General features: G+C 64.6%; 22 protein-coding genes and 2 tRNA genes. 15 read left to right on the top strand and 9 right to left on the bottom strand.

The features are described 5' to 3' along the window. The first annotated feature begins 5 nt into the window (after positions 1–5). Together ACOABP_RS13180 and ACOABP_RS13185 are read left to right on the top strand one after the other, a co-directional pair. The gene (locus ACOABP_RS13180) at positions 6–656 is read left to right on the top strand and encodes an ABC transporter permease (protein ID WP_474225498.1); all 651 of its coding nucleotides are present in this window, start codon (positions 6–8) and stop codon (positions 654–656) included. Continuing rightward, on the top strand, positions 653–1,873 hold the full coding sequence (locus tag ACOABP_RS13185; RefSeq protein WP_474225500.1) for an osmoprotectant ABC transporter ATP-binding protein OsmV: 1,221 nt from the start codon (positions 653–655) through the stop codon (positions 1,871–1,873). The genes ACOABP_RS13180 and ACOABP_RS13185 overlap by 4 nt, the downstream gene beginning before the upstream one ends. 79 nt (positions 1,874–1,952) lie before the next feature. On the opposite strand, the gene ACOABP_RS13190 is transcribed toward ACOABP_RS13185, so the two are convergent. Both ACOABP_RS13190 and ACOABP_RS13195 read right to left on the bottom strand, forming a co-directional pair. Continuing rightward, complete coding sequence (locus tag ACOABP_RS13190) at positions 1,953–3,530, bottom strand: aldehyde dehydrogenase (NADP(+)) (RefSeq protein ID WP_474225502.1); 1,578 nt, start codon at positions 3,528–3,530, stop codon at positions 1,953–1,955. Between the two features lie 213 nt (positions 3,531–3,743). Then, positions 3,744–4,493: a FadR/GntR family transcriptional regulator gene (locus tag ACOABP_RS13195; protein WP_474225504.1), complete on the bottom strand. Its 750-nt coding sequence runs from the start codon at positions 4,491–4,493 to the stop codon at positions 3,744–3,746. A 277-nt stretch (positions 4,494–4,770) separates the two neighbouring features. Here ACOABP_RS13195 and gudD point away from each other — a divergent pair, with 277 nt between their 5' ends. The 5 genes from gudD (at position 4,771) to ACOABP_RS13220 (ending at position 9,403) form a co-directional block, all read left to right on the top strand. Further along, positions 4,771–6,129, top strand: a complete 1,359-nt coding sequence (gene gudD, locus ACOABP_RS13200) for a glucarate dehydratase (RefSeq protein ID WP_474225505.1) — start codon at positions 4,771–4,773, stop codon at positions 6,127–6,129. A 96-nt stretch (positions 6,130–6,225) separates the two neighbouring features. Continuing rightward, a complete protein-coding gene (locus tag ACOABP_RS13205; protein WP_474225507.1) occupies positions 6,226–7,254 on the top strand; it encodes a Bug family tripartite tricarboxylate transporter substrate binding protein in 1,029 nt (342 codons plus the stop codon). A 394-nt stretch (positions 7,255–7,648) separates the two neighbouring features. Then, complete coding sequence (locus ACOABP_RS13210) at positions 7,649–8,281, top strand: CsgG/HfaB family protein (RefSeq protein ID WP_066739064.1); 633 nt, start codon at positions 7,649–7,651, stop codon at positions 8,279–8,281. Between the two features lie 25 nt (positions 8,282–8,306). Then, positions 8,307–8,750, top strand: coding sequence for a DUF4810 domain-containing protein (locus tag ACOABP_RS13215; RefSeq protein WP_474225508.1), 444 nt, complete (start codon positions 8,307–8,309; stop codon positions 8,748–8,750). Further along, positions 8,747–9,403, top strand: a complete 657-nt coding sequence (locus ACOABP_RS13220; RefSeq protein ID WP_474225510.1) for a DUF799 domain-containing protein — start codon at positions 8,747–8,749, stop codon at positions 9,401–9,403. Before ACOABP_RS13215 ends, ACOABP_RS13220 begins: the two co-directional genes overlap by 4 nt. A 95-nt stretch (positions 9,404–9,498) precedes the next feature. Here the strand turns inward: ACOABP_RS13220 and ACOABP_RS13225 are convergent. Next, positions 9,499–9,588: transfer RNA gene (locus ACOABP_RS13225), tRNA-Ser, on the bottom strand. A 323-nt stretch (positions 9,589–9,911) separates the two neighbouring features. On the opposite strand from ACOABP_RS13225, the gene ACOABP_RS13230 reads away from it, so the two are divergent. Continuing rightward, positions 9,912–10,448: an outer membrane lipoprotein gene (locus tag ACOABP_RS13230; RefSeq protein WP_474225512.1), complete on the top strand. Its 537-nt coding sequence runs from the start codon at positions 9,912–9,914 to the stop codon at positions 10,446–10,448. Positions 10,449–10,553: 105 nt separating this feature from the next. On the opposite strand, the gene hemW is transcribed toward ACOABP_RS13230, so the two are convergent. From hemW to ACOABP_RS13255, 5 genes are all read right to left on the bottom strand, one after another. Next, positions 10,554–11,804 carry a radical SAM family heme chaperone HemW gene (gene hemW / locus ACOABP_RS13235; RefSeq protein WP_474225514.1) on the bottom strand — a complete coding sequence of 417 codons (1,251 nt, stop codon included), beginning with the start codon at positions 11,802–11,804 and terminating at the stop codon, positions 10,554–10,556. Continuing rightward, positions 11,801–12,415 carry an RdgB/HAM1 family non-canonical purine NTP pyrophosphatase gene (rdgB, locus tag ACOABP_RS13240; RefSeq protein WP_066739059.1) on the bottom strand — a complete coding sequence of 205 codons (615 nt, stop codon included), beginning with the start codon at positions 12,413–12,415 and terminating at the stop codon, positions 11,801–11,803. Before rdgB ends, hemW begins: the two co-directional genes overlap by 4 nt. A 19-nt stretch (positions 12,416–12,434) precedes the next feature. Continuing rightward, positions 12,435–13,151 (bottom strand): ribonuclease PH, encoded by a 717-nt coding sequence (gene rph / locus ACOABP_RS13245; RefSeq protein ID WP_474225516.1) that lies wholly within the window; start codon positions 13,149–13,151, stop codon positions 12,435–12,437. Positions 13,152–13,238: 87 nt separating this feature from the next. Further along, positions 13,239–14,153 carry a PP2C family protein-serine/threonine phosphatase gene (locus tag ACOABP_RS13250; protein ID WP_474225518.1) on the bottom strand — a complete coding sequence of 305 codons (915 nt, stop codon included), beginning with the start codon at positions 14,151–14,153 and terminating at the stop codon, positions 13,239–13,241. Positions 14,154–14,179: 26 nt separating this feature from the next. Beyond that, positions 14,180–15,268 (bottom strand): serine/threonine protein kinase, encoded by a 1,089-nt coding sequence (locus ACOABP_RS13255; RefSeq protein ID WP_474225519.1) that lies wholly within the window; start codon positions 15,266–15,268, stop codon positions 14,180–14,182. 222 nt (positions 15,269–15,490) lie between these two features. Here ACOABP_RS13255 and ACOABP_RS13260 point away from each other — a divergent pair, with 222 nt between their 5' ends. From ACOABP_RS13260 to ACOABP_RS13275, 4 genes are all read left to right on the top strand, one after another. Then, positions 15,491–16,426 carry a YicC/YloC family endoribonuclease gene (locus tag ACOABP_RS13260; protein WP_474225521.1) on the top strand — a complete coding sequence of 312 codons (936 nt, stop codon included), beginning with the start codon at positions 15,491–15,493 and terminating at the stop codon, positions 16,424–16,426. Between the two features lie 4 nt (positions 16,427–16,430). Beyond that, positions 16,431–17,081: a guanylate kinase gene (gmk, locus tag ACOABP_RS13265; RefSeq protein ID WP_474225523.1), complete on the top strand. Its 651-nt coding sequence runs from the start codon at positions 16,431–16,433 to the stop codon at positions 17,079–17,081. An 85-nt stretch (positions 17,082–17,166) separates the two neighbouring features. Next, positions 17,167–17,370, top strand: coding sequence for a DNA-directed RNA polymerase subunit omega (gene rpoZ, locus ACOABP_RS13270; protein WP_006578656.1), 204 nt, complete (start codon positions 17,167–17,169; stop codon positions 17,368–17,370). Between the two features lie 313 nt (positions 17,371–17,683). Continuing rightward, a complete protein-coding gene (locus tag ACOABP_RS13275; RefSeq protein ID WP_474225524.1) occupies positions 17,684–20,107 on the top strand; it encodes a RelA/SpoT family protein in 2,424 nt (807 codons plus the stop codon). A gap of 34 nt (positions 20,108–20,141) precedes the next feature. Here the strand turns inward: ACOABP_RS13275 and greB are convergent, their stop codons facing one another. Further along, the gene (gene greB / locus ACOABP_RS13280; protein ID WP_474225525.1) at positions 20,142–20,708 is read right to left on the bottom strand and encodes a transcription elongation factor GreB; all 567 of its coding nucleotides are present in this window, start codon (positions 20,706–20,708) and stop codon (positions 20,142–20,144) included. Positions 20,709–20,832: 124 nt separating this feature from the next. Between greB and ACOABP_RS13285 the strand changes: the two genes are divergently transcribed. From ACOABP_RS13285 to ACOABP_RS13295, 3 genes are all read left to right on the top strand, one after another. Next, positions 20,833–20,909, top strand: a tRNA-Arg gene (locus ACOABP_RS13285). A gap of 188 nt (positions 20,910–21,097) precedes the next feature. Next, positions 21,098–21,376, top strand: a complete 279-nt coding sequence (locus tag ACOABP_RS13290) for a hypothetical protein (protein ID WP_474225527.1) — start codon at positions 21,098–21,100, stop codon at positions 21,374–21,376. Positions 21,377–21,552: 176 nt separating this feature from the next. After that, the gene (locus tag ACOABP_RS13295) at positions 21,553–21,798 is read left to right on the top strand and encodes a hypothetical protein (protein WP_066739050.1); all 246 of its coding nucleotides are present in this window, start codon (positions 21,553–21,555) and stop codon (positions 21,796–21,798) included. Positions 21,799–21,875: the final 77 nt, after the last annotated feature.

Here is a 21,875-nt window from a genome sequence, read left to right on the forward strand (position 1 = left end):
GCCGCATGGATCTGCTGACTTACCTTCACCATAGCTGGCCGACGCTGCTGCGCCTGACCGCCGAGCATCTTGCGCTGGTGGGCTCCGCGGTGGGCATGGCTATCGTCATCGGGGTGCCGATGGGCATCCTGATCACGCGCCACCGTTTCCTGGCTACGCCGTTGCTGGCGCTGGCCACGGTGGTGCTGACCCTGCCATCGATCGCGCTGTTCGGGCTGATGATCCCGATCTTCGCGCGCTTCGGCCACGCGCTGGGCTACGTGCCGGCCGTGACGGCCGTGTTCCTGTACTCGCTGCTGCCGATCATGCGCAACACGTACACCGCGCTGACCAATGTCGATGACGGCATCCAGGAAGCGGGCCGAGGCATTGGCATGACCACCTGGCAGCGCATGCGCCTGGTGGACCTGCCGCTGGCCGTGCCCGTGATCCTGGGTGGCGTGCGCACGGCAGTGGTCATGAACATCGGCGTGGCCACCATTGCGGCCATCATCGGCGCCGGTGGCCTGGGCGTGCTGATCCTGCAGGCGATCAGCCAGAGCAACATGAGCAAGCTTGCCGTGGGTGCCGTTCTCGTGAGCCTGCTCGCCATCGTGGCCGACGTTGCGCTGCAGGCCCTGCAGCGTGCCCTGACACCGAAAGGAATCCGACAATGATTGAACTCGACAAACTCACCAAGGCCTTCCCGCAGAAAGACGGCACCGAAGTGCGTGCCGTGAACGAGGTCAGCATGACCGTGCCGCGCGGCGAGATCTGCGTGTTCCTGGGGCCGTCCGGGTGCGGCAAGACCACCACGCTCAAGATGATCAACCGGCTGATCCAGCCGACGTCGGGCACCGTGCGCATCGACGGCGAGGACACCACCGGCATTGACGGCGTGACGCTGCGCCGCAAGATCGGCTACGTGATCCAGCAGATCGGCCTGTTCCCGAACATGACCATCGAAGAGAACATCATGGTCGTGCCGCGCCTGCTGGGCTGGAACAAGAAGCAGTGCCGCGAGCGTGCGCGGGAACTGATCCGCATGGTGCAGCTGGACCCGGACAAGATGCTCAAGCGCTATCCGCGCGAGCTGTCGGGCGGCCAGCAGCAGCGTATCGGCGTGATCCGTGCCCTGGCCGCAGACGCGCCAGTGCTGCTGATGGACGAGCCGTTCGGCGCGGTGGACCCGATCAACCGCGAAAGCATCCAGAACGAGTTCTTCCAGATGCAGCGCCAGCTGGGCAAGACCGTGATCATGGTGTCGCACGATATCGACGAGGCCATCAAGCTGGGCGACAAGGTGGCCGTGTTCCGTGCCGGCCGGCTGGTGCAGTTCGATCATCCCGATGCGCTGCTGGCCCATCCGGCCGATGACTTCGTGCAGGCCTTCGTGGGGCACGACAACACGCTCAAGCGCCTGCTGCTGGTGCGCGCCGGCGACGCGGCCACGATGCCGCCGAGCAGCCGCCCCGACATGACGCTGGCCGAAGCCTTCGGCGTGATGGACGATGCCGACGTGAGCCACCTGCCCGTGGTGGATGACGCGCAGCGCGCGCTGGGCTACGTGACGCGCCGCGACGTGCGCAATGCGCTGTCCAGGGGCGGCAACTGCGCCGACGTGATGCGCCAGTTCACGACCACGGCCGCGTTCGACGAGCACCTGCGTATCGTGCTGTCGCGCATGTACCAGCACAACACGAGCTGGCTGCCGGTGATCGACGCAGAAGGCGTCTACCTGGGCGAAGTCACGCAGGAATCGATTGCCGACTACCTGAGCTCGGGCCGCTCGCGGGGCACGGCGCCGGTGATCCAGCCGCCGGCCAGCTCTCCGGTGGCAACCATCGGGCCGGCGCCCGTGGCGGCACCGCGGAAGGATCGCGTGGCGGCCTGAGCGGCCAGCACCTGATCCGCGCAAGCATAAAAAAAACGGCCACGTAGTGGCCGTTTCTCATTGGGGCGGCAGCCGCGGATCAGGCGTGGCCGAGTTCGCCGTCCTTCAGGCGCCACAGCTTCAGCGGGTTGCCGTCCTTCAGCGCTTCCGGCAGCAATGCGGCCGGGAAGTTCTGATAGCAGACCGGGCGCAGGAAGCGATCCAGTGCCGTGGTGCCCACCGACGTCGTGCGCGTGTCCGAGGTGGCCGGGAACGGGCCGCCGTGAACCATCGCGAAGCAGACTTCCACGCCGGTCGGGAAGCCGTTGAACAGGATGCGGCCTACCTTGCGTTCCAGTGCGGGCAGCAGCTTCGCGGCCACGGCCTGGTCGCCGGCATCGGCCTGCACCGTGGCGGTCAGCTGGCCTTCGAGGACGCGAGTGACGGCCACCAGGGCGTCGGCGTCCTTGCAGACCACCAGCACGGTGGACGGGCCGAACACTTCGGCATGCATCCGGTGGTCGGCCACGAACTTGTCGGCCGACGTTTCGAAGAATACCGGGCGGGCCTGGTTCGGGCCCGTGGCGTCGATGCCGCAGGCCGCACGGCTCAGTCCCGAGATTTCCGACAGTTGCGCCACGCCGCGCTCGAAGGCGGTGTGGATGCCCGGCGTGAGCATGGTGGCGGCCGGCTTGCCGGTCAGGGCGGCATGCGCGGTGGCGCGGAATTTTTCCAGGGCCGGGCCTTCGATGGCCAGCAGCAGGCCGGGGTTCGTGCAGAACTGGCCAACGCCCATCACCAGCGAATCGATCAGGTCACGGGCGATCTGCTCGCCGCGTGCGGCCAGTGCCTCCGGCAGCAGGTACACCGGGTTGATGCTGCTCATTTCCGCATAGACGGGGATCGGCACCGGGCGGCTGTTGGCCACGTTCATCAGCGCCAGGCCACCGGCACGCGAGCCCGTGAAGCCCACGGCCTGGATTGCCGGATGCGCCACCAGCGACGTGCCGATGGCGTTGCCCACACCTTGCACCAGCGAAAACACACCTTCGGGCAGGCCGGCATCGGCCACGGCCTTCTGGATCACACGACCCACCAGTTCCGATGTACCCGGATGCGCCGGATGTGCCTTGGCAACGACCGGGCAGCCAGCGGCCAGTGCCGAGGCGGTATCGCCACCGGCCACCGAGAAGGCCAGCGGGAAGTTGCTGGCGCCGAACACGGCCACCGGACCTACGGCGATACGCTGCATGCGCAGGTCGGGGCGCGGCGGGGTGCGCTCGGGCAGGGCGCTGTCGAGCGTGGCGTCTTGCCAGCGGCCGTCACGCAGCACGCGTGCGAACAGGCGCAGCTGACCAGCGGTGCGGCCGCGTTCGCCTTGCAGGCGGGCGATCGGCAGGGCGGTTTCCAGATGGGCGCGCTGGATCAGTTCGTCACCCAGGGCCTCCAGGCCGGCGGCGATCGATTCCAGGAATGCGGCGCGTTGCTCGGGGGAGGTGGCGCGATAGGTGTCGAACGCGGCTTCGGCCAGTGCGCAGGCACGATCCACATCGGCTGCGGTGCTGCCCTGGTATGCGGGCTCCAGGCTTTCGCCCGTGGCCGGATTGATGCCGTAAAAGGTGGTTTCGGTGCCGCGAACGGCGGTGGCGCCGATCAGCATTTCGCCAGTCATCGTCATGATCTTGGGTCCTGCGGGAAATTTGGAAAGGACGGCCAGAACACCGTCACGCAAGGCAAAGGCAGCCAAGGGTGGCTGTCATGAAATTGCAGCAGCAGTGCGTCTCGCCCCGGAATTGTCGTCAAGCAACTCGTCGTAAGACATCATATGACATCGCGGGGCGGCTCGCAACCGCATCGCCCACCCCGGAAATGGTCAGGCGATGCATCGGTCTCAGGCCGGCGATCCGGCCGCCGCCGACGCCTTGCGCAGGCGTTCGCGGCTGTTGGTCAGGTGCATGCGCATGGCCGCCTTGGCGGCTTCGGGATCACGCCGTTCGATCGCATCGAAGATGCTTTCGTGCTCGAAGTTCACGCGCTCCAGGTACTGCTCGCGCTCGGGCTGGCTCACCTGCAGCCGGCTGCGCGGGATCACCATGGTGCCCAGGTGGCCCATGATGTCGGTGAAGTAGCGGTTGCCGGTGGCGCGGGCGATCGACAGGTGGAATTCGAAATCCGAGCCCACCGCGTCGCTGCCTTCGGAGGCGTTGCGCTTCATGTCGTCGAGCGCGCGGCGGATGGCGCGCAGCTGTTCGTCGCTGCGGCGCGTGGCGGCCAGGCTGGCGGCCTCGGCTTCCAGGCTCACGCGGAATTCGAGCATCGCCAGCACATCCATGGCCGTGACCATCGCCGACGGATCGATGCGGAACGGCGAATGGGTCTCGATAGGGCGATTCAGCACGAAGGTACCGATGCCGTGGCGCGTTTCCACCAGGCCGCTGGCCTGCAGGCGCGATAGCGCTTCGCGCACCACGGTGCGGCTCACGCCGAGCGTGGCCATGATCTCGGATTCGGTCGGCAGCTTGTCGCCCGGCTTGAGCTGGCCTTGCTGGATGCTCTCGGTCAGATTGCCGACCACTTCTTCAGCAAGCGTGCGGCCACGGCGGCGCAGGGGAGCGGGCGAAGTCATCGAAGCGTTGGACATGGGCGGGCAGGTGTTGGAACCATTGTGGGGATGACCCTGACGGCGGCAATGTTGACCGCGCAGGTACGCGCTTATTATACTGCGTCATAAGTCATACGACGACCGATAACGCACAGCAACTTGCAGGCGTGCAACCGTTGTGGCAGCACGACAGCGCCATCGCATCGGTCAGCTAATATATTAGCGTATGAGCAGAAGACAGCAGGGCGCATTTCCACACACATGAGGGGGAGCGCGATCCCGGCGGCCTAGATACCAGGACTCGGAGACCATCCACATGAACGCAACTTCCCAAGCCGTGGGCCAATCGCATGTCGCGCCCGTCGTGACCGAGCTGACCGTGGTGCCCGTGGCGGGCCACGACAGCATGCTGATGAACCTGTCGGGTGCACATGGCCCTTACTTCACCCGCAACATCGTCATCCTGAAGGACAGCGCGGGCAACACCGGCGTGGGCGAGGTGCCGGGCGGCGAGAGCATCCGCAAGACGCTGGAGGACGCCCGCCCGCTGGTGGTGGGGCAGGGCATCGGCCAGCACCTGGCCATCCTGAACAAGGTGCGCGAACAGTTTGCCAGCCGCGATGCCGGCGGTCGTGGCCTGCAGACGTTCGACCTGCGGATCACCATCCACGCGGTCACCGCGCTCGAAGCTGCGCTGCTGGACCTGCTGGGCAAGCACCTGCAGGTGCCCGTGGCCGCGCTGTTGGGCGAAGGCCAGCAACGCGAAGCCGTGGAAATGCTGGGCTACCTGTTCTACGTGGGTGACCGCAAGAAGACCACGCTCGACTACCGTACCGAGCCCAACGGCGACAACGAATGGTTCCGCGTCCGCAATGAAGTGGCGATGGATGCCCAGGGCGTGGTGCGCCTGGCCGAGGCCGCCTACGAGCGCTATGGCTTCAACGACTTCAAGCTCAAGGGCGGCGTGCTGAGCGGTGACGAGGAAATGGAAGCGATCATCGCGCTGCACGAGCGCTTTCCCAAGGCGCGCGTCACGCTGGACCCGAACGGCGGCTGGCTGCTGAAGGACGCCATCCGCCTGTGCCGCGACAAGCACGGCATCCTGGCCTACGCCGAAGATCCGTGCGGCGCCGAGGACGGTTATTCGGGCCGCGAGATCATGGCCGAATTCCGCGCCGCCACCGGTCTGCCGACCGCTACCAACATGGTCGCCACCGACTGGCGCCAGATGGGCCACGCGGTGCGCCTGCAGTCGGTGGACATTCCGCTGGCCGACCCGCACTTCTGGACCATGCAGGGGTCGGTGCGCGTGGCGCAGATGTGTTCGGAATGGGGCCTGACGTGGGGCTCGCATTCGAACAACCACTTCGATATCTCGTTGGCGATGTTCACGCACGTGGCCGCCGCCGCGCCGGGCCGCGTCACCGCCATCGATACCCATTGGATCTGGCAGGACGGCGAACACCTGACCCGCAATCCGCTGAAGATCGAAGGCGGCCTGGTGCAGGTGCCGAAGACGCCGGGCCTGGGCGTGGAACTGGACATGGACGCGCTGGCGCGTGCCAACCGCCTCTATCAGGAAAAGGGCCTGGGCGCGCGCGACGACGCCATCGCCATGCAGTTCCTGATTCCCAACTGGAAGTTCAACAACAAGATGCCTTGCATGGTGCGCTGATCGGCGTATCGGCCGCTTGCACGCGGCGGCACCGCACAGGGCTGCCGCACATTCAGAAAAGCAGCACAGCTTTCGTTCAAAGCAGGAGACAACAACATGGTCAACACCTTCACGGCCGCCCCGCGCGCGGCTTTCGCTTCCACATGGCTGCGCCGCCTGGCCGGCGTGGCCGTTGCCCTGGCAGCCGGCATCACGGTCAGCGGCGCCGCAGTGGCCTCGGGCACGGCCTGGCCGCAACGCGCGGTCTCGGTCGTGGTGCCTTTCCCGGCCGGTGGGTCCACCGATACCATCGCACGCCTGCTGGCTCAGCCGCTCAATGAAAAGCTCGGCCAGCCGTTCGTGGTGGACAACCGTCCGGGCGCCACCGGCGCCATCGGTGCCACGTTCGTCAAGCGTGCCCCGGCCGACGGCTACACGATGCTGGTGGCCTCGATTGGCGTTTTTGCGGTGAATCCGTTCCTGCAGAAGAACCTCCAGTACGACCCGGCCAAGGATTTCGACCTGCTGACGGTGGCCGTGCGCGCGCCGAACGTGCTGGTGGCGAATCCGAATTTTCCGGCCAAGTCGCTGCAGGATCTGGTGGCCTACATGAAGAAGAACCCGGGCAAGGTGTCGTTTGCCAGTTCGGGTGCCGGTTCGTCCGACCATCTGACGGCCGCGCTGTTCTGGCAGAAGAGCGGTACCGAGGGCCTGCACGTGCCTTACAAGGGTGGTGCGCCTGCCATCTCCGACCTGCTGGCCGGCCAGGTGGATGTGTCGTTCCAGAACATCAATGCAGTGCTGCAGCATATCCGCACGGGCAAGCTCAAGGCGCTGGCCGTGACCTCCGACAATCGGTCGTCGGTACTGCCGAACGTGCCGACCATGGCTGAGGGCGGCGTCAAGGGCGTGGACGTGTATTCCTGGCAGGGCGTGGCCGCGCCCAAGGGGCTGCCGGCTGACGTGAAGACCCGCCTGCACGGCGCCATCGTCGGCGCGCTCAAGGACCCGGGCATGCAGAAGAAGCTCAGCGAGCAGGGCTTCGAGGTGGTCGCGAATACGCCGGACCAGTTTGCGGAGTTCGAGAACCAGGAACTCAAGCGCTGGAAGACCGTGATCGAGCAGGGCAAGATCACTGCCGAATAACGGCGTCGGCCGCCTGTGGGCGGCTTTGCCATACAGAATCCCTCCAAGGAAGTCGTTGGAAATTGGCCCCGCCTGATGGCGGGGTTTTTCTTTGGGCGCGGGATGGCTGGCCGATGGGTGCCCGACTCCCGACTGAAGTGGGGGAGTGGCGCCTGCGGCCTAAACAATCGCAGAACATTCCCGATAACGATCTGGGCAGCAACACGTCAATGGCTGCAGGCGAAAATCTGACAAATTTGATCTGAGTCAGTAAGATTTCGTCCCTTTGCTATTGATGTACTTGGGCCGCTGGTCCATTTTGCCGAGTCGGCAAGTTCGCCGACTTGTGACGCTACCTGGAGAAATAGAAGTGAGGAATCTGAAGAGCTGCTGCCTGGCCGGTATCGTGGCCGCCATGGGCCTGGCCGGTTGCGCAACCGAAACGTCGACCGCACTGCCGGTGCAGAAGGTGGAAAGCGCGAGCCGCCCGTTCAACGGCGTGCGCACGCCCATCGCGGTGGGCAAGTTCGACAACCGCTCCAATTACATGCGCGGCGTGTTCTCGGATGGCATCGACCGTCTGAGCGGCCAGGCCAAGACCAGCCTGGTGACCCACCTGCAGCAGACCAACCGCTTCAACGTGCTGGAGCGTGAAAACCTCGACGAGATCAAGCGCGAGGCCACCATCAAGAATCAGGCCCAGAAGCTCAAGGGTGCCGATTTCGTGGTGACCGGCGATATCACCGAGTTTGGCCGCAAGGAAGTGGGCGACGTGCAGCTGTTCGGCATTCTGGGCCGTGGCCGCGAGCAGGTGGCCTACGCCAAGGTGAACCTGAACATCGTCAATATCACCACCTCGGAAGTCGTGTACTCCACGCAGGGTGCTGGTGAATACAAGCTGTCGAACCGTGAAGTGATCGGTTTTGGCGGAACGGCTAGCTACGACTCCACGCTCAACGGCAAGGTAATGGACCTGGCCATGCGCGAGGCCGTGAACAATATGGTCAACGCGATCGAGAGCGGCGCCTGGAAGCCGGGTCAGCAGTAAATCTTCATCAACAAGCGAGAAAAAAATGAAGCAATGGGTCACGCTGCGCAATGCGGCGTTTTTGTCGGCGGCAGGGCTGCTGGCCGGCTGCGCCGGTCCGCAGTCGATGTACCAGTGGGAAGGTTATCAGTCGCAGGTCTACGAATACTTCAAGGGCGAGTCGAAGGAAGCGCAGATCACCGAGCTGGAAAGCGGCCTGGAAAAGATCAAGGCCAAGGGGGGCACGGTGCCGCCCGGCTATCACGCCCAGCTTGGCATGCTCTACCTGAACGTGGGCAAGGGCGACCAGATGGTCAATGAATTCCAGACCGAAAAGACGCTGTTCCCGGAGTCCACGCCGTACATGGACTTCCTGATGCGCAACATGAAGACCGACGAGCGCAAGGAAGTTGGCGCCGCCGCACCGCAAGCCAGGCTGGAAACCACGGCTGCGGCCAAGTCTGACGTCACTGCCGGGAGCACCAAATGATGCGTCGCCTTTTGACATATATCGCTACCCTGGGCACCGTCATGCTGTTCGCCGGTTGCGCCGTGCCGGCCAAGCAGGTGGATTATGCGGCGTTCAAGGCAGCCCGCCCGCGGTCGATCGTGGTGCTGCCGCCGCTGAACGAGTCGCCTGACATCAAGGCCACGTACGCAATGCTGTCGCAGGCGACGTATCCGCTGGCCGAATCGGGTTATTACGTGCTGCCGGTGGCGCTGGTCGACGAAACGTTCCGCCAGAATGGCCTGACCGTGCCTGGTGATATCCACACCGTGCCGGTGACCAAGCTTCGCGAGATCTTCGGTGCCGACGCGGCGCTGTATGTGACCGTGACCGACTACGGGTCACGCTACCAGGTGCTGAGCAGCGTGACCCGCGTGGCCGCGAATGCAAAGCTGGTGGACCTGAAGACTGGCGACGAGCTGTGGAGCGGCACCGCCGTGGCGGCCAAGGACAGCGGCAACAGTGGCGGTGGCCTGATCGGCATGCTGGTCACGGCAGCCATCAACCAGGCAGTGAACCACCTGACCGACGCCAGCTATCCCGTAGCCGGCGCCACCAGCGCGCGCCTGCTGTCGGCGGGCACGCCCAACGGCATCCTGTACGGCCCGCGCTCGCCGAAGTACCAGTCGGACTGATCGCTGGCCTGGCCGCCCCTGGGCGGCCGCCCAACAAAAAATGCCGCAGCACTGGCTCCAGTTCGGAGCGGTGCTGCGGCATTTTTCATTTGTCTTGGCGGAAGCGGTGAGATTCGAACTCACGGATGGGTCACCCCATCGGCAGTTTTCAAGACTGCTGCCTTAAACCACTCGGCCACGCTTCCTTTCGGATTGGATGCCGGGCGCTGCGGCGTGTCATCCGCCATGCCCGGCCGCGCATTATACAAGGTCGCGGCGCCGGACAGTGTGCTGACAGTGTGCCGCGCATCCTGCGCATGCCGGATGGCATGGTTGAGCCGTCCGTTGTTGCGTTGGCCGGAATGCGCCATGGACTGGCGAAATTGTCGGTGTTTGTCGGACAGCGCGGAACCATGTTGGGGCTGTAAGGTTCCTAGAAAGGTCGATTTGCGGGCATATGCCTGACGCATCCGCCCCGCAGCTTCACCTTTTCAAACAGCCTCAAACAGCCATCAGAGGAGAATTGCTTATGGAACTACACAAGGACAACAAGGACACATCCAGGTCGTGGCTGGCGCTTGGCAGCCTGGGCGCACTGGCGCTGGCCGCGGGCCTGGCCGGTTGCGCGCAGCCCGGCTACGGCGGCTATGGCAACTACAACACGGCGCCGCCGCCGCAGGCTTATCAGCAGCCGGGCACCAACAGCTACCAGGCGCCGGCCGGTTCGGTATTTACCGGGCGCGTGGAATCGATCGAGCCGATCCAGTCGACGCAGGGTAGCTCGGGGCTGCTGGGCACCGTGATCGGCGGTGCGGCTGGCGGCCTGCTCGGCCACCAGATCGGCGGCGGGCGCGGACAGACCGCCGCCACGATCGTCGGTGCCGTGGGCGGCGCCGTGGCGGGCAACCAGATCGAGAAGCGCGCCGGCAGCAATACCTCGACCGCGTATCGCGTGAACGTGCGCCTCGACGACGGCCGAGTGGCCACGGTCACGCAGAGCAATCTTGGCAACCTGCGCGTGGGTGACCGCGCCCGCGTTGCCAACGACATGGCGACCGCGTACTGAGCGTTGGCCAGTCTTCGCAGCACATAGTAAAAGCGCCACGCCTGTTATGGGTGTGGCGCTTTTTTGCTGGCACTGTCGAAACCTCGTCGAAATACTATCTCGCACTCAGTCCTTCAGGAACATCTCCTGCAGGTCATTGAGGAATCGGCGACCCAGTTCAGTGGGCTTGATCGTCGTGGGGTCTGCTTCGAGCAGGCCCTTCTTTTCCGCCGCTGCCAATTGCTTGCTGATGGTGTGCAAGGGAAGGCCGGTGTAGTCGTGGAAGCTTGACGCCGGCACGCCATCGGTCAGCCGCAGCGCGTTGAGCATGAACTCGAACGGCAGTTCATCGGCACCCACTTCGCGCGCTTCCTGCACGGCATTGCCGGCCATGGCCTGTTCCATATACGTGGCCGGATGCTTGTGGCGCATCTGGCGCAGGATCCGGTTCGGGAACGACAGCTTGCCGTGCGCGCCTGCACCGATACCCAAGTAATCGCCGAAACGCCAGTAATTGAGATTGTGCTTCGCCTCGCGATGGGGCCTGGCATAGGCCGACGTTTCGTAGTGGCGGAAGCCGGCCTGCGCCGTGCGGGCTTCGATGATGTCCTGCATCTCGTAGGCGATGTCCTCGTCCGGCAGGGCCGGCGGGTACTTCGCGAACAGCGTGTTCGGTTCCAGCGTCAGGTGATAGAGCGACAGGTGCGTGGTGCCATAGGACAGCGCGGCCTCCAGGTCGCGCACGCATTCGTCGATGGTCTGGCCCGGCAGCGCGTACATCAGGTCCAGGTTGACGTTGTCGAAGTGCTTCAGCGCGATGTCGATCGCCGCCCGTGCTTCGCGTTCGCCGTGGATACGGCCCAGCGCCTGCAGGTGCCGGTCATCGAAGCTCTGGATGCCGATCGACAGCCGGTTGATGCCGCTGGCGCGATAGCTTGCGAAGCGCTCGGCCTCGAACGTACCGGGATTGGCCTCCATCGTGATCTCGGCATCGGCGTCCAGCGGCAGCAGGGCGCGGATGTCGGACAGCAGGCGGTCCATGCCGGCCGCCGACAGCAGGCTCGGCGTGCCGCCGCCGATGAATACCGTATGCACGGGACGGCCCCATACCAGCGGCAGCGACTGTTCCAGGTCGGCGCGCAGCGCATCGAGGTAGATGTCTTCGGGGATGTCGTGGCTGTCGTTCTTGCCCGGCGCCGCATGCGAATTGAAATCGCAGTACGGGCATTTGCGCACGCACCAGGGGATATGGACATACAGCGACAGCGGCGGCGAGCCGGGCAGGGCGATCTGGCCCGGCTTGAGCCAGAGTTGCTGGTTGCCGGCCGGCGACACTTCGGCCGGCTTGCTGCTGCCGGCGGGGATGATCGGGATCATGCGCCTACCTTGAGACTCGCCGCCTGCAGCCTTGCCACCAGCCCTTGCAGGGCCAGCGCGCGATGGCTGATGTTGTTCTTCTCGTCCGCCGTCAGTTCGGCGGCGGTCTTGCCGATCCGGGGCAGCAGGAAGTGCGGGTCGTAGCCAAAGCCGCCCGCGCCGCGTGGCGCGTCGACGACTTCGCCCGCCCAGGTGCCTTCGGCGATGATCGGGCGCGGATCGTCGGCATGGCGCACCAGCACCAGCACGCAGTAATAGTGGGCGTGGCGGTTCAGCTTGCCGGCCAGTTGCGAGATCAGGTGCGCGTTGTTGGCGGCATCGGATTTCGGCTTGCCCACCATCTGTGCGTAGCGCGCCGAATAGACCCCCGGTGCGCCATCGAGGGCGTCGACGCAGATGCCCGAGTCATCGGCCAGCGCCGGCATGCCCGCCAGGCGGCTGGCATGGCGGGCCTTGGCCAGCGCGTTCTCGACGAACGTGACGAACGGCTCCTCGGCTTCCGGAATACCAAGTTCGCCCTGCGGCACGACATTGAACCCGAGTGGCGACAGCAGCGCGCTGAATTCGCGCACCTTGCCGGCATTGTTGGAGGCCAGGACCAGGCGTTGCATCGTCAAATCCCTCCCGCAATCAGAGGCCAAGCGCCTGCTTCTGGTGGCGCACCAGTTCGGCGATGCCGGCTTCGGCCAGGCGCGTCATGGCGTCGAGGTCGGCCCGGCTGAAGGGCGCGCCCTCGGCCGTGCCCTGGACTTCGACGAAGCCACCGCTGCCGGTCATCACCACGTTCATGTCGGTGTCGCACGTGCTGTCCTCGGCATAGTCGAGGTCGAGCACCGGCACGCCATCGACCATGCCGACCGATACCGCTGCCACGAAGTCGCGGATCGGGCTGGCCTGGATCAGGCCGTCGCGCAGCATGGTGCCGATGGCGTCGTGGGCAGCCACAAAGGCGCCCGTGATGGCGGCGGTGCGCGTGCCGCCGTCGGCCTGCAGCACATCGCAATCGAGATGGATCGTATATTCGCCAAGGGCGGCCAGATCGAACACCGAGCGCATGGCGCGGCCGATCAGGCGCTGGATTTCCTGGGTGCGGCCGGTCTGCTTGCCGCGTGCGGCCTCGCGATCCGAACGCGTGTGCGTGGCGCGGGGCAGCATGCCGTATTCGGCGGTGACCCAGCCTTCGCCGCTGCCCTTCTTGTGCGGCGGCACCTTGGGCAGCACGCTGGCCGTGCACAGCACCTTGGTATCGCCAAAGGCACTCAGTACCGAGCCTTCGGCATGGCGGGTGTAGTGACGGGTCAGGCTGATGGGTCGCAGCGCGTCGGCCGCGCGTCCGCTGGGTCGCATGGGGAATCTTTCGTTGGAATCGAGTAAGACCGCGATTCTAACGCCGTCGGGCGCATCGTGCGCCCGGCGGTGTCCCCCCGGATGCCTTCAGCGCATCAGATTCGAGGTCTTGTCGATAGCCGCCCGGATCTCGGCGATCGAGCGTTCGATTTCTTCCTCGGACAGCAGGTCGGTCTCGGTGCCGGTGCGCTCCAGGATCGACGTCGTGAAGGCGTTCAGCGGCAGCGTGTCGGTCAGAACCGCTTCCTCGTTGGGCACGGTGCCGTCGGCTTCCCACATCATGGCGATGGCTGTGGTGTTGTCGGCACCTTCGCCGGCATTTGCCAGCGCCTGCTCGATCAGGTCGGGAATGGCATGCACCACCGACAGGTGGGTCACCTTGTCGACAATGACCTTTTCGTCCAGCACGCCCCACAGGCCGTCCGAGCACAGCAGCGCCACATCGCCCGGCTCCAGCCGCACCGGGCCGCCGATATCGATCAGCGGCAGGTTGGGCGAACCCAGGCAGTTGTAGAGCTTGTTGCGCTCCGGATGGTTGGCTACCTCGAAGGGCAGCACGCGTTCCTGCTGGAGCAGGTTCTCGATCTTCGAGTGATCGCGTGTGCGCGTCAGCAGCGCGGCCTTGCGCATCAGGTAGAAGCGCGAGTCGCCAGCGTGGGCCCAGTGGATCTGGCCGTTCTGGATCAGGCAGCAGACCACCGTGGTGCGGGGCACGTCGGCCAGCTTGTTGGCTTCGGCGTAACGGTGGATCTCGCGATGCGCCAGCATGACCGTGTCCTGCAGGAAATCGGCAGGGTTGCGGATTGACGGGCGGGCCTGCGACTGGAACTGGCGGGCCAGCGTCTGCAGCGCCTGTTGCGCGGCGACTTCGCCAAAGGCGTGGCCACCGAGGCCATCGGCCAGCACCATGAGCAGGGCATCGCGCGTGAAGCAGTAGCCCATGCGGTCCTGGTTGATCCGGCGGCCGCCTTTCCGGCTTTCCTGGTAGACGGAGAATCGCATTGCGGTAATTCGTGTCGGTTCGTGCGTTAGTCGCCGCTTCGGCCGGTTTCCTCGGCGTGTACGGGCTTTGCGGCGGTCGGCTTGTCGATGTTCCTGTCTTCGCGGCGGCGCAGCAGCGTCATGAAGCGGCTGGTGGCATTGACGCGCTCGGTAGTCGGCGCAACCGGTGCGCTGGCGGCCGCGGCGGCCGATTGCTCGCCCAGCGCATTGCTCTGGTCGCGCAGTTCCTTCTGGAGCCGGAACACGCTCTGCGGCCGTTCGGACGGTGTCAGGCGCAGGCACCACTCGACCAGGTCCACCAGGCCGTTGGTGTAGGTGGCGCGTAGCCGCGAGAAGGATTCGGCCATGCGGTCTTCCTTTTCGCGCTGGTTGGCCTCCTGTGGCGGCATGCCGGCCATGCACGCGTACAGCGTGGCCCCCAGGCTGTAGATGTCGGTCCACGGGCCCAGTTCGGAATGCTTGCCATAGAGTTCGGGCGCCGCGAAGCCGGGGGTGTACATCGGCTGGAAGCGCGCGTTTTCCATGGTCAGGATCTGCCTGGCGGCACCGAAATCGAGCAGGATCGGCGATTCGTCCTCGCGCAGGTAGATATTGCCGGGCTTGATGTCCAGGTGCAGCAGTTTGTGAATATGCACTTCGCGCAGGCCGCTCATCAGGTCGTGGAAGACCTTGCGGATGAAGCGCTCGCGCAGCACCTTCGGCTTGCCTTGCTGGCGGGCCTGCAGGATATGCTCCTGCAGTGTCTTGCCCAGCTCGTAGTTCATCACCATGTAGACCGTGGAGTTCTCGCGGAAAAAGTTCACCACGCGAACCACGCTCGGGTGCGAAATACGGGCCAGCGAACGGCCTTCCTCGAAGAAATACTTGAGGCCCAGGCGGAAGGAGGCGGCGTTTTCGTCAGGGACGACAGGAATCAGCTCGCCGGGGCTGCGGCGGGCCAGCGAGGACGGCAGGTATTCCTTGATGGCAACCGGTGCGCCGGTCTCGTCGGTGGCAAGGTAGACGAAACTGAACCCCCCGCTGGCCAACTTCTTTACAATACGGTAGTTGGCAAGCAGCGTGCCGATAGGGAGCGGCGCGCTCTTGGGTTGGTTGGCGCCCTTGGACTCTGTCATAGGATTCGGGACCTCATTTGCTCCCGGATTCTCCGGGCTAATCGGTCACTTGTAAAGAAATCATTAGCGGGGACTGTTGCCAAAACTCCGCGCTTTCCGACCGCCGCTTTCCCATTGATTTTTCGGGCGATTTACCGCCTGTACGGCCGCGCTGGCCGGGCCGCCGGCCCCGGCTTTCGCACCGAATCCTGATTTTTCGACTCTTTCGCGAGATTAACGACGATGATCCACAGCATGACAGGCTATGGCCTGGCTACCCGCCAGGCACCGCTGACCAACGCCCAGGGCGAACCCAGCGGCCGCACGGCTTCGGTTTCCGTGGAATTCCGCACTGTCAATTCGCGTTTTCTCGACCTGTTGTTCCGCGCGCCGGAAGAGTGCCGCGCCTTCGAGCCGGCACTGCGTGAAATGCTGATGGGCGAGCTGTCGCGCGGCAAGCTCGAATGCCGCATCAACCTGCAGCGCACCGACACGGGCGGCGCCACACTGGCGCTGAACCAGGGGCTGCTGGACCAGATCCGCGCACTGGAATCCACCGTGGCAGCCACGTTCGCCGGCGCCGGCACCATGCGCATGGGCGAGATCCTGCGCTGGCCCGGCGTGCTGGTGGAGCCCGAACTGTCGCAGGAAGCCCTGCGCGAAGCGGTGACGGGCGCCGCACGCAAGGCGCTGAAGCAACTGCTGGAGGCGCGCAGCCGCGAGGGCGCGGCGCTCAAGGCCACGCTTGAAGAGCGTATCGACGCCATGCTGGCCATCGTCGAGCGCCTGACGCCGATGATCCCCCAACTGATCGCCCACCATCAGGAAAAGCTGACCGAGCGCCTGCGGGAAGCCTTCAACCTGGCCGCGCCGAACGGCATGCCGTCGATGAGCCGCGAAGAAGTGGCCGAGCGCATCCGCCAGGAAGCCACGGTCTACGGCATCCGCATCGATATCGCCGAAGAACTGTCGCGCCTGCAGGCCCACCTCAACGAAACCCGGCATATCCTGAAGAAGGGCGGCCAGGTCGGCAAGCGCCTGGATTTCATGATGCAGGAGCTGAACCGCGAGGCCAACACGCTGGGCTCGAAGGCCGCTGCCAAGGAACTCGCCGATGCGTCGATGGAGCTCAAGCTCCTGATCGAGCAGATGCGCGAACAGATTCAAAACCTCGAATAAGATCATGAGCGACACCACCCACACCGCCATCGATACCGCCTATCCGGGCAACCTGTTCATGGTGGTGGCCCCGTCCGGGGCCGGCAAATCCACGCTGGTGAATGCGCTGCTGGCGCAGGACAAGTCCATCCGCCTGTCGATCTCGCACACCACGCGCAAGCCGCGTCCGGGCGAGCAGAACGGCCGCGAGTACCACTTCACCACGGTCGAGGAATTTCGTGCCGCGCGCGACCGCGGCGAATTCCTGGAATGGGCCGAAGTGCATGGCAACTACTACGCCACCTCGCGCGTCTGGATCGAGCAGCAGATGGCCCAGGGCAACGACGTGCTGCTGGAAATCGACTGGCAGGGCGCCCAGCAGGTGCACCAGCGCTTTTCGAACGCCATGGAGATCTTTATTCTGCCGCCGTCGCTGACGGCGCTGGAAGACCGGCTCAAGAAGCGCGGCCAGGACGAGCCGAACGTGATCGTGCGCCGCCTGCTCGCCGCCGGTAGCGAAATGGCCCATGCTTCGGAGTCCGATTACGTGATCATCAACGAGGTCTTCGAGGACGCGCTGAAGCAGCTGCAAAACGTCGTTCACGCGACCCGTTTGCGCTTTTCGTCGCAGAAGGCCCGTCACGCCGAGCTGTTTATCGAGCTCGGCATTCATTGAAGGCAGGCCCGTTGCCGGAAGATTCCGGCGGCGTGCTGTAAAATGCTGGCCTGTCGAACAGGTTCTATCCCAAGGTGGATTTGATATGGCGCGTATTACCGTCGAAGATTGTCTGAAACACATCCCGAATCGCTTCGAGCTCGCGCTCGCCGCGACTTACCGTGCACGTCAGCTCGTGCAAGGCCACACGCCCAAGGTCGAGGCCAAGGACAAGCCCACCGTGGTGGCGCTGCGTGAAATCGCGTCCGGGCAGGTGGGTATCGAGATGCTGAAGAAGGTACCGACCTGATTGCCAGGGCGGCCCGTGGTTCATTCATGCTTCGCGTGCGTACGCATCCAGCCGCGCATCCGGTTGAATTCCAGGGGCTGCCATGCCTTCGTCGCCGACCGATCCCGCCATTGCTCCCCCGGCCAACGCCGGGGTTGGGCTTTCGCGTGCATTGCCGGCGACGAGGCGTCCTGGCGCCGTGCCGGCACCGGCCGGTACGGTCGCCACGCCTGTGGCGCCCGGTGCACCGCTGCCCGGTGCAGTGCCGGTCTCCACATCCCTGCCTCCGGCGCCTTCCGCGCCTGCCGGCCGTAAGCGTCCCGGACCTCCTCCCGTGACAGCCCGTACCGGTGCTCCCAATCTGCCCGATCCGCTCGGTGACAACGTCGTCGGCGAGCGCGCCGTCGTGCCCCCGATCCAGCAGGGCAAGGCGCGTGCGGCGCTGGCCAATGAACTGGTAGCCGAACCGGTGGCTGGCACCGTGCCCGCCACGCCTGGCGGCGACCTGTTCATCGACGCCGTGCTGGCGCAGTCATACCGGCATTTCTTTGGCCCGACGTCGCAGCCGGCGGTACCGCCAAGGCAGCAGGTCATCTCGATCGCGCGGCTGATGGAGAAGCTGGCCTACCTGAAGCCGGCGGACCAGGCGGTGGTGCGGGAAGCCTTCCAGTTCTCGGACGAGGCGCACCTGGGGCAGTACCGCCAGAGCGGCGAGCCTTACATCACGCACCCCGTGGCCGTGGCCGAGCTGTGCGCCGACTGGAAGCTCGATGTGCAGTCCATCATGGCGGCGTTGCTGCACGACGTGATGGAAGACCAGGGCATTACCAAGAGCGAGCTGGCCGAGAAGTTCGGCCCGAAGGTGGCGGAACTGGTCGATGGCCTGACCAAGCTGGACAAGCTCGAATTCCAGAGCCGCGAGCAGGCGCAGGCGGAAAGCTTCCGCAAGATGCTGCTGGCGATGGCGCGCGATGTGCGGGTGATCCTGGTCAAGCTGGCCGATCGCACGCACAACATGCGCACGCTCGATTTCGTGCCGCCCGAGAAGCGGCGCCGGATCGCGCTGGAAACGATGGAGATCTACGCGCCGATTGCACACCGGCTGGGTCTCAATACGATTTACCGCGAGCTGCAGGAGCTGTCGTTCAAGGTTGGCTCGCCGTTCCGCTACGCCACGCTGGAAAAGGCCGTGAAGGCCGCGCGCGGCAACCGCCGCGAGGTGGTCCGGCGCATCCTGGAGGCGGCGCAGGCCGCCCTGGGCGACGCGGGCATCGTGGCTGAACTGTCGGGCCGCGAGAAGACGTTGTACAGCATCTATCGCAAGATGCACGACAAGCAGCTGTCGTTCTCGCAGGTGCTGGATGTCTACGGCTTCCGCGTGGTCGTGGAAACGCAGATGCACTGCTACATGGCGATGGGCGCGCTGCACGGCCTGTACAAGCCGATGCCGGGCAAGTTCAAGGACTACATCGCGATTCCGAAGATCAACGGCTACCAGTCGCTGCACACGACGCTGGTGGGCCCGTTCGGCACGCCGGTGGAGTTCCAGATCCGCACGCGCGGCATGCACCAGATTGCCGAGGCCGGCGTGGCTGCGCACTGGATGTACAAGCATCAGGCCGACCATGCCAACGATATCCAGCAGCAGGCCCACCAGTGGCTGCAGTCGCTGCTCGATATCCAGAGCCAGACTGGCGATTCGCAGGAATTCCTCGAACATGTCAAGATCGACCTGTTCCCCGATGCCGTGTACGTGTTCACGCCCAAGGGCCATATCCGTGCGCTGCCGCGTGGCGCCACGGCGCTGGACTTCGCGTACGCGGTGCATAGCGACCTGGGCAACCAGTGCGTGGCCGTCAAGATCAACAACGAGCTGCTGCCCCTGCGCACGGAGCTCAAGAGCGGCGATATCGTCGAGGTGGTGACGGCGCCGTACTCGAAGCCGAATCCGGCCTGGCTGGCGTTCGTGCGTACCGGCAAGGCGCGCGCGGCGATCCGCCACTACCTGAAGACCACCAAGCTCGACGAGGCCATCCAGCTGGGCGAGCGCCTGCTGGACCAGTCAGCGCGCCAGCTTGGCATCGAACTGAAGGCGGTGCCGCAGTCGGTGTGGGAGCGCATGATCCAGTGGACTGGCAACAAGGTGCGCGAGGACATCTTCGCCGACCTGGCGCTGGGCCGGCGCGTGCCGGCCGTGGTGGCGCGGCGCATGGAGATCCTGCTGCAGGAACTGTCCGGCGATGTGGACAGCGCGCTTCTGGCCGCGGTGCAGACGTTCGCGGGCGAGGAAGCCCCGGCCGTGCCGATCACCGGCGACGAAGGCATGTCGATGATCTTCTCGGCATGCTGCCGTCCGATCCCGGGCGACTCGATCGTCGGGTATCTGGGCAAGGGTGAAGGCCTGCAGATCCACGTACAGGACTGCAAGGTGGCCAAGCGCCTGCACAGCAAGGACCCCGAGCACTGGATCGAGGTCATGTGGGCCAAGAAGACGACGCGCGCCTTCGATGTGTCGATCAAGGTCATGGTGCGCAACGTGAAGGGCATTGTCGCCCGCGTGGCCGCCGACCTGACCGCAGCCGACGCCAACGTGGCCCACGTGGCGATGGAACAGCAGCAGGTGGCCGGTCACCAGGAAGCCACGTACATGCAGTTCGTAATCCAGGTGCAAAACCGTCTGCACCTGGCCAATGTCATGCGCGCGCTGCGTCGCAATCCGGATGTGATCCGGATCTTCCGCGACCGCAACGACGGTTAAGAGACGCCAGGAAAACGACTCTGGCGTCCCGTTGTTACAGCGGGGCCTTCGCCGGGTATTTCACTTCCAGAATGTCGATCTGCTCGATGCCTGCCGGCGTACGCAACGGCACGGTGTCGCCTTCGCGCGCCTTGATCAGCGCCTTGGCAATCGGTGAAATCCAGCTTACGTGGTTGCTGTCCAGGTCCACTTCGTCCATGCCGACGATCGTGATCGTGGTCTCTTCGCCTGACTGGTTGGCATACGTGACCGTGGCGCCGAAAAAAATCTGGTCGTTGTCGCCCTGCAGCGATGGGTCCACCACCTCGGCCTTGTCGAGCCGGCGTGTCAGGAAGCGAATGCGCCGGTCGATCTCGCGCAAGCGCTTCTTGCCATAGAGGTAGTCGCCGTTTTCCGAGCGGTCGCCATTGGACGCCGCCCACGACACGATCTGCACGATGTCCGGACGGGCCACATCGATCAGATGCATCAGTTCGTCGCGCAGCCGCGTGTAGCCTCCGGCGGTGATGTAGTTCTTGGTGCCGGCAGGCAGCGGCGTCGCGCCTTCGGGAAGATCGTCGTCGTCATCGTTGGACGACTCTTTGACAAAAGCCTTGTTCATGTTCCGGATCACTTCATGAGGCTTCAATTATAGGAAGTTGCGCCCCTCGACCCTCGTCGATGAAAAAAATGCGCGAAGGGGGTTCACAAAACTGAAAACTTCTATATAATCTCATTTCTCGGTTGCGGCTGTAGCTCAGTTGGATAGAGTACTTGGCTACGAACCAAGGGGTCGTGGGTTCGAATCCTGCCAGCCGCGCCAACCTATACGAGAAAAGGGCTTCCGGAAACGGAAGCCCTTTTTTCATTCCCCCCCTCCCATCCCTTCGTTTTTCCCTTCTTTTCCTTGCTGCTTCGTTCGCTGTCTATGCTGTATGCACGGGCGGTCGGAACACCTGCGCGCTGGCTGCCTCCAAATTCAATTTTGATCGCCACTCACGGAGGCAACACATGCAACAGGACGACTGGCGCGTGGAAGGCTATCGCGGCATGGACGCATACGTACTGGTGACCTCGCATCACGATGCCGTGGCCGGCAGCGTGGGTGATACGCAGACCTGGAGTTACGAGGTGCGCATCTCCCAGGAGGGCATGGACCCCGCCGACGCAGGCGACACCGAGCGGCTTGCCAGTGGTGCACACGTCTTCGCCACGCGCCATGCCGCCGAAGTGGCGGCGTTCTCCGCAGCCTACGCGCTGATCGACAAGCTGATTGGCCCGGCGCGATAGGCGCGGCGGCGTCGCTGCAAAGTTCATTGCAATGCGTGCAATGGCGCATCACAGGCCGATTCCGGCCTCAATGGTTTTGACTTGATCCAGATCATTCGTGGATCGAGGGATGGCTCCTAGTCTGGAACTGAGGCGCGCCGCCGTGCGCGCCAGCAGTAGAAAACAAGGAGCGCGCCATGCCCGAATACGAAGGATTAAAGATCGTCTACGAAGTGATCGTCTTGCCCAAGGACAAGTGGGCCATCATGATCGAGGTGATTCGTCGCGAGGATGGTGAAGTTCTGATTGCGCGGCACAATCCGTTTCCGCGCCAACCGTTCGATACCAAGCTCGAGGCGCTCGATCACGTGAACCGCTATGTGTCGCAAGCCGTGAAAGGCCTGGAAGGTGTCACGGTGAAGCCGTTGAGACGTATCGCGTAGCGTTCACTGGCGGGCTCGCGCGGCAATAATGCGCGGCCCATCCCATCATGCACAAAGGCCTCGACGCACCCGCAGAG

It is taken from the genome of Cupriavidus sp. HE11 (assembly GCF_056097175.1).

Bases quoted from the DNA above. Each gene is read 5' to 3' on its own strand.
- ACOABP_RS13250 (WP_474225518.1), bottom strand. From the start codon at position 14,153: ATGCGATTCTCCGTCTACCAGGAAAGCCGGAAAGGCGGCCGCCGGATC.
- hemW (WP_474225514.1), bottom strand. From the start codon at position 11,804: ATGATCCCGATCATCCCCGCCGGCAGCAGCAAGCCGGCCGAAGTGTCG.
- ACOABP_RS13205 (WP_474225507.1), top strand. From the start codon at position 6,226: ATGGTCAACACCTTCACGGCCGCCCCGCGCGCGGCTTTCGCTTCCACA.
- greB (WP_474225525.1), bottom strand. From the start codon at position 20,708: ATGAACAAGGCTTTTGTCAAAGAGTCGTCCAACGATGACGACGACGAT.
- ACOABP_RS13260 (WP_474225521.1), top strand. From the start codon at position 15,491: ATGATCCACAGCATGACAGGCTATGGCCTGGCTACCCGCCAGGCACCG.
- ACOABP_RS13290 (WP_474225527.1), top strand. From the start codon at position 21,098: ATGCAACAGGACGACTGGCGCGTGGAAGGCTATCGCGGCATGGACGCA.
- rpoZ (WP_006578656.1), top strand. From the start codon at position 17,167: ATGGCGCGTATTACCGTCGAAGATTGTCTGAAACACATCCCGAATCGC.
- ACOABP_RS13215 (WP_474225508.1), top strand. From the start codon at position 8,307: ATGAAGCAATGGGTCACGCTGCGCAATGCGGCGTTTTTGTCGGCGGCA.
- ACOABP_RS13295 (WP_066739050.1), top strand. From the start codon at position 21,553: ATGCCCGAATACGAAGGATTAAAGATCGTCTACGAAGTGATCGTCTTG.
- rdgB (WP_066739059.1), bottom strand. From the start codon at position 12,415: ATGCAACGCCTGGTCCTGGCCTCCAACAATGCCGGCAAGGTGCGCGAA.
- ACOABP_RS13195 (WP_474225504.1), bottom strand. From the start codon at position 4,493: ATGTCCAACGCTTCGATGACTTCGCCCGCTCCCCTGCGCCGCCGTGGC.
- ACOABP_RS13255 (WP_474225519.1), bottom strand. From the start codon at position 15,268: ATGACAGAGTCCAAGGGCGCCAACCAACCCAAGAGCGCGCCGCTCCCT.
- gmk (WP_474225523.1), top strand. From the start codon at position 16,431: ATGAGCGACACCACCCACACCGCCATCGATACCGCCTATCCGGGCAAC.
- ACOABP_RS13220 (WP_474225510.1), top strand. From the start codon at position 8,747: ATGATGCGTCGCCTTTTGACATATATCGCTACCCTGGGCACCGTCATG.
- ACOABP_RS13190 (WP_474225502.1), bottom strand. From the start codon at position 3,530: ATGACGATGACTGGCGAAATGCTGATCGGCGCCACCGCCGTTCGCGGC.
- ACOABP_RS13180 (WP_474225498.1), top strand. From the start codon at position 6: ATGGATCTGCTGACTTACCTTCACCATAGCTGGCCGACGCTGCTGCGC.
- ACOABP_RS13185 (WP_474225500.1), top strand. From the start codon at position 653: ATGATTGAACTCGACAAACTCACCAAGGCCTTCCCGCAGAAAGACGGC.
- rph (WP_474225516.1), bottom strand. From the start codon at position 13,151: ATGCGACCCAGCGGACGCGCGGCCGACGCGCTGCGACCCATCAGCCTG.
- ACOABP_RS13210 (WP_066739064.1), top strand. From the start codon at position 7,649: ATGGGCCTGGCCGGTTGCGCAACCGAAACGTCGACCGCACTGCCGGTG.
- gudD (WP_474225505.1), top strand. From the start codon at position 4,771: ATGAACGCAACTTCCCAAGCCGTGGGCCAATCGCATGTCGCGCCCGTC.
- ACOABP_RS13230 (WP_474225512.1), top strand. From the start codon at position 9,912: ATGGAACTACACAAGGACAACAAGGACACATCCAGGTCGTGGCTGGCG.